Source organism: Dietzia sp. B44 (genome assembly GCF_014145245.1).
Classification (GTDB): Bacteria; Actinomycetota; Actinomycetes; order Mycobacteriales; family Mycobacteriaceae; genus Dietzia; species Dietzia natronolimnaea.
The window spans coordinates 1-5198 of the sequence record NZ_JAALEF010000373.1 but is presented as its reverse complement, the minus strand read 5'-3'; the positions used below and the strand labels follow the sequence as shown (position 1 = coordinate 5198).

General features: G+C 71.8%; 6 protein-coding genes. 5 read left to right on the top strand and 1 reads right to left on the bottom strand.

Annotation, left to right across the window (positions count from 1 at the left end; genetic code table 11):
* Nucleotides 1–22: 22 nt before the first annotated feature.
* Complete coding sequence (locus G6017_RS12165; protein WP_017836078.1) at nucleotides 23–382, bottom strand: Rv2640c family ArsR-like transcriptional regulator; 360 nt, start codon at nucleotides 380–382, stop codon at nucleotides 23–25.
* Between the two features lie 101 nt (nucleotides 383–483).
* On the opposite strand from G6017_RS12165, the gene G6017_RS12160 reads away from it, so the two are divergent.
* From G6017_RS12160 to G6017_RS12140, 5 genes are all read left to right on the top strand, one after another.
* Entirely contained in the window at nucleotides 484–942 is a 459-nt protein-coding gene (locus G6017_RS12160) for an ArsI/CadI family heavy metal resistance metalloenzyme (RefSeq protein ID WP_182617579.1), read from the top strand.
* 140 nt (nucleotides 943–1082) lie between these two features.
* Complete coding sequence (gene hisD / locus G6017_RS12155; RefSeq protein ID WP_179525134.1) at nucleotides 1083–2423, top strand: histidinol dehydrogenase; 1341 nt, start codon at nucleotides 1083–1085, stop codon at nucleotides 2421–2423.
* On the top strand, nucleotides 2420–3556 hold the full coding sequence (locus tag G6017_RS12150) for a histidinol-phosphate transaminase (RefSeq protein ID WP_179525135.1): 1137 nt from the start codon (nucleotides 2420–2422) through the stop codon (nucleotides 3554–3556). Before hisD ends, G6017_RS12150 begins: the two co-directional genes overlap by 4 nt.
* Nucleotides 3553–4176, top strand: coding sequence for an imidazoleglycerol-phosphate dehydratase HisB (gene hisB, locus G6017_RS12145; protein WP_179525136.1), 624 nt, complete (start codon nucleotides 3553–3555; stop codon nucleotides 4174–4176). Before G6017_RS12150 ends, hisB begins: the two co-directional genes overlap by 4 nt.
* Before the next feature lie 7 nt (nucleotides 4177–4183).
* The coding region (locus G6017_RS12140; RefSeq protein ID WP_182617578.1) for an MFS transporter at nucleotides 4184–5198 on the top strand (1015 nt) is incomplete at its 3' end.

Genomic DNA, 5198 nt, shown 5'->3' with positions numbered 1-5198 from the left:
GACGCACTAACGGAGATACCCACTAGGTGCAGCAGTTCGGGTCGAGCGCGGCACGCAGGGCGTCGATCGCGGACCCCCGGGCACGGTGGAACACGCTCATCCCGCGCCGCTCCGACTCGATCATCCCGGCCTCGCGGAGCCGGCCCAGGTGATGGGAGGTGGTCGACTCCGCGACGCCGGTCGCGGCGGCCAGATCTCCTGTGCGGACCTCGCCGTCGTCACTGGTGAGCAGGAGTGACAGCAGCCGGATCCGGACCGGGTCGGCGAGGGCCTTGAGACGCAGCGCGATCTCCACGGCGTCCTCGTGGCCGATCGGCCCCGCCGATACGGGCGCGCAGCAGACCGGCGAGCTGACGTCGAGGAGGGGCAGGGCCTTGGGCATGTCCGCGAGTGTAGCGCGGGTTCTTGACGAATATCGAAAAGGCTGGTTCTCTGGGCGGTGCAACAAATTCGATATTCATCTCAGAGGTGGAGGTTCCGACCATGTCCCGTGTGCAACTCGCCCTCAATGTCGACGACGTCGACGAGGCCGTCCGGTTCTACTCGACGCTGCTGCGCGTCGAGCCCGCCAAGCGCAAGCCCGGCTACGCCAACTTCGTGGTGGAGCAGCCGCCCCTCAAGCTGGTCCTGCTCGAGAACCCGGGCCAGGGAGGCTCGCTCAACCACCTGGGCGTCGAGGTCGAGTCCAGCGAGCAGGTCCACGGCGAGATCGCGCGACTGACCGACGCCGGCCTGTTCACCGACGAGGAGATCGGCACGACCTGCTGCTTCGCCACCCAGGACAAGGTGTGGGTCACCGGCCCGGGAGGCGAGCGGTGGGAGATCTACACGGTCCTCGCCGACTCGGAGACGTTCGGGACGTCGCCGGTAGCGGGTGACAGCAACAGGAACGACGACGACGAGGCCGGCGCCGACTCCGGGGGTGGCGCCTGCTGCGCGTGAGCGGCCGGAGGGTGCGCCCGACCGGGTCCACAACACCCGCGAGGGTGGCATGGGACAGGCCCGGGCCCGGGCGCACCTAGACTGGTTCGCGGCCGTCGGCCGGTTGCTCGACGTCCCGTGATCAAAGGAAAGGCCACACCATGCTCTCCCGCATCGACCTGCGCGGTCGCACCCTCGGTACCGCCGAGCTGCGTCGCACACTCCCGCGAGGCGCCGCCGACGTCGACTCCGTCGTCGACACCGTCCGCCCGGTGGTCGAGGCGATCCGGGAGCACGGGGCCTCCGCCGCGCTCGACTACGGCGAGAAGTTCGACCGGGTGCGGCCCACCTCGGTGCGGGTCCCCGCCGAGGTCATCACCGAGGCCGGCGAGGCCCTCGACCCTGACGTGCGCGCGGCCCTGGTCGAGGCCATCCGCCGCGCGAGGATCGTCCACTCCGCACAGCGGCGCTCGGACACCGTGACCGAGGTCGCCGCCGGCGGCTTCGTCACCGAGAAGTGGGTTCCCGTCGAGCGGGTGGGCCTCTACGTTCCCGGCGGCAAGGCCGTGTACCCGTCGAGCGTCATCATGAACGTCGTGCCGGCACAGGTCGCTGGGGTCGGTTCACTCGTGGTGGCCTCCCCGCCCCAGGCCGACTCCGGTGGCTGGCCCCACCCCACCATCCTCGGCGCGTGTGCTCTGCTCGGGGTCGACGAGGTCTGGGCCGTCGGAGGCGCCCAGGCCGTGGCCCTTCTCGCCCACGGCGGCGAGGACACCGACGGACGCGAGCTCGAGCCCGTCGACATGGTCACCGGCCCCGGCAACGTCTACGTCACCGCCGCCAAGCGACTGTGCCGCAGCGTCGTGGGGATCGATTCGGAGGCCGGTCCCACGGAGATCGCCGTCCTGGCCGACCACACGGCCGACCCGGTCCACATCGCCTACGACCTCATCAGCCAGGCCGAGCACGACCCCAATGCGGCGAGCGTTCTGGTCACCGATTCCGAGCAGCTCGCCGACGCCGTCGCGCGGGAGGTCGAGGCCCGCTACACCGTCACCCTCAACTCGGGCCGCGTGCGCGACGCGCTCGAGGGCCCGCAGTCGGGCATCGTCCTGGTGGACGACATCGACGCCGGCCTGCGCGTGGTGGACGCGTACGCGGCCGAGCACCTGGAGGTGCAGACCCGCGACTCCGCCGCCGATGCCGCCCGGGTACGCAACGCCGGGGCGATCTTCGTGGGCGCCTACTCCCCGGTCCCGCTCGGCGACTACGCGGCGGGCTCGAACCACGTCCTGCCCACGTCGGGCACCGCCCGTCACTCGTCCGGGCTGAGTGTGCAGACCTTCCTGCGCGGTATCCACGTCATCGACTACGACCGCGCGGCGCTCAAGGAGATCGCCCCGACCGTCGTCGCGCTCGCCGACGCCGAGGGTCTCCCGGCCCACGGCGAGGCCGTCCGGGCCCGCTTCGAGGACCTCACCGCCGAGGAGGAGGACCAGTGACCGACACCCCCCGGCCCGGAGTCGGCCTGGACGCGCTGCCACTGCGCGAGAACCTGCGCGGCAAGAGCGCCTACGGAGCCCCGCAACTCGAGGTGCCGGTGCAGCTCAACACCAACGAGAACCCGCACCCGCCCAGTGCGGCGCTGGTCGCCGACATCGCCGCCGCGGTCTCCGCGGCGGCGGCCGACCTCAACCGCTACCCGGACCGGGACGCCGTCGACCTGCGCACCGACCTCGCCGCCTACCTCACGCGGCAGACCGGGGTGGAGCTGGACGTGGACATGGTGTGGGCGGCCAACGGCTCCAACGAGATCCTCCAGCAGTTGCTGCAGGCCTTCGGCGGACCCGGTCGCAGTGCGATGGGATTCGTCCCCAGCTACTCCATGCACCCGATCCTCGCCGCGGGCACGGACACCGAGTGGATCCCGGTCGACCGGGGCGCGGACCTGGCGATCGACGTCGAGGCCGCGCTGGCGGCGATCGCCGGGCACCGCCCCGACGTCGTCTTCCTCACCACGCCCAACAATCCGACGGGCCACGTGATCGAGCTGGACGACCTGCGGCGGCTGATCGACGCGGCACCGGGGATCGTCGTGGTCGACGAGGCGTACGCGGAGTTCTCCCCGTCGCCGAGCGCGTGCACGCTGCTGGCCGAGTTCCCGGCGAAGCTGGTCGTCTCGAGGACCATGAGCAAGGCCTTCGCGTTCGCCGGCGGGCGGCTCGGCTACTTCGCGGCCGACCCCTCGTTCGTCGACGCCGTGCTGCTCGTCCGTCTGCCGTACCACCTGTCGGTGATCGCGCAGGCCGCCGCCGCGGCCGCGCTGCGTCACGCCGAGGAGACCCTGGCGTCGGTCGCCCTGCTGGCCGAGGAGCGCAAGCGCGTCACCGCGGGGCTCGAGTCGCTCGGCTACGACGTGCTGCCCAGCGAGGCCAACTTCGTGCTCTACGGGCCCTTCGTGGACGCGCCCCGCGCGTGGCGGCGCTACCTCGACGCGGGCGTGCTCATCCGCGACGTGGGCATCCCCGGCCGTCTTCGTGCGACCATCGGGCTGGAGAGCGAGAACGACCGGCTGCTGCAGGTGAGCGCCGAGTTGGCGGGAACAGAGATCACCACGACGAGGGAGAGACGATGAGCGAGCAGGGCGGACGCGTCGGTCGCGTCGAGCGCACCACCAGGGAGTCGTCGATCGTCGTCGAGATCGACCTCGACGGCACCGGCCGGACGGAGATCGCCACCGGCGTCCCGTTCTTCGATCACATGCTCACCGCGTTCGGCCAGCACGGAGCGTTCGACCTCACGGTCCGCGCGACGGGCGACGTCGAGATCGAGGCGCACCACACCGTCGAGGACACCGCCATCGTTCTGGGCCAGGCGCTCGGGAAGGCACTGGGCGACAAGCGGGGCATCCGCCGCTTCGGTCAGTGCTCGATCCCGATGGACGAGACGCTCGCCGAGGCGGTCGTCGACGTCTCCGGGCGCCCGTACTGCGTCCACACGGGGGAGCCCGACGTCATGATCGGCTACGTCGTCGTGGGCCACGACAGCGCGCCGTACGGCACCGTGCTCAACCGGCACGTGTTCGAGACCCTCGCGTCGCACGCCCGCATCGCGCTGCACGTCCGCGTGCACTACGGGCGCGACCCCCACCACATCACCGAGGCGGAGTACAAGGCCGTCGCCCGGGCGCTGCGCGCCGCGGTCGAGCCGGATCCGCGGATCAGCGGGATCCCCTCGACCAAGGGCGCTCTGTGATGGCGAAGTGACCGCGGGGGTCACGAAGCCGGGCGCGTTCGCACAGCTGTCCCGGACCCCCGGTGTGCCGGCGGCGTTCGTCCTGGTGCTCCTCGCCTTCGGTGGCTTCTCGCTGCTCCTGCCCGTGGTGCCCCTCGCCGTGGTCCGGGGCGGGGGCAGCGAGCTGGTCGCCGGTGCGACCACCGGTGTGTTCATGACGGTCACCGTGCTGGTCCAACTGCTCACCCCGAGGATCACCGCGGCGATCGGCTACCGTTGGGTGCTCGCGATCGGCAGCGCGCTCCTCGGCCTGCCCTCGGGGCTGCTCGCCCTGTTCGACGGGCCGTTCGCGGTGCTGGCGGTCAGCGGTGTGCGTGGGGCGGGCTTCGGCATGATGACGGTCGCCGGCTCCGCACTGGTCGCCGAGCTCGCGCCACCCGGGATGCTCGGCCGCGCCACCTCGCTGATCGGCCTCGCGGTGGGGATCTCCGAGGCCATCTTCCTGCCTGTCGGTCTGTGGCTGCTGGAGGTCTTCGGTCTGGCCACGGTCGCCTGGAGCGCGACGGCGTTCGGTGTGGTCGGACTGCTCGCGGCGGCACGACTCCCCGACGTGCACCCCGCTCCCGCCAGGCCTTCCGACCCGTCCGCACTGGGCCGCCGGGCGATGCTCGTCCTGCTCGCCGGGCCGTTCCTGGTCATGGTGGCGGTGTCGCTGCCGTACGGCGCCGCCGCGTCGTTCCTCTCGCCCGCCCTGGACTCGATCGTCTCGGGCAGCGGCGCGGTCGTCGCGGGGGTCGGGCTCGGATTGCTGGGGGTGGGCGTGATCGTCGGGCGCACCTTCGCGGGACTCGTCTCCGACCGGCGCGGCCCCGGCGCCCTGGTCTGGCCCGGACTGGCGGTCTCGGCGCTCGGCATGGCCGGTATCGCCGGCCTGCTCTCGGTGTCGGCGAACCCGTGGTGGTTCATCGCCCCGACCGTGGTGTTCGGACTCGGGTTCGGCGCCGTGCAGAACGAGGCGCTCGTCGCCTCGTTCGAGCGGATGA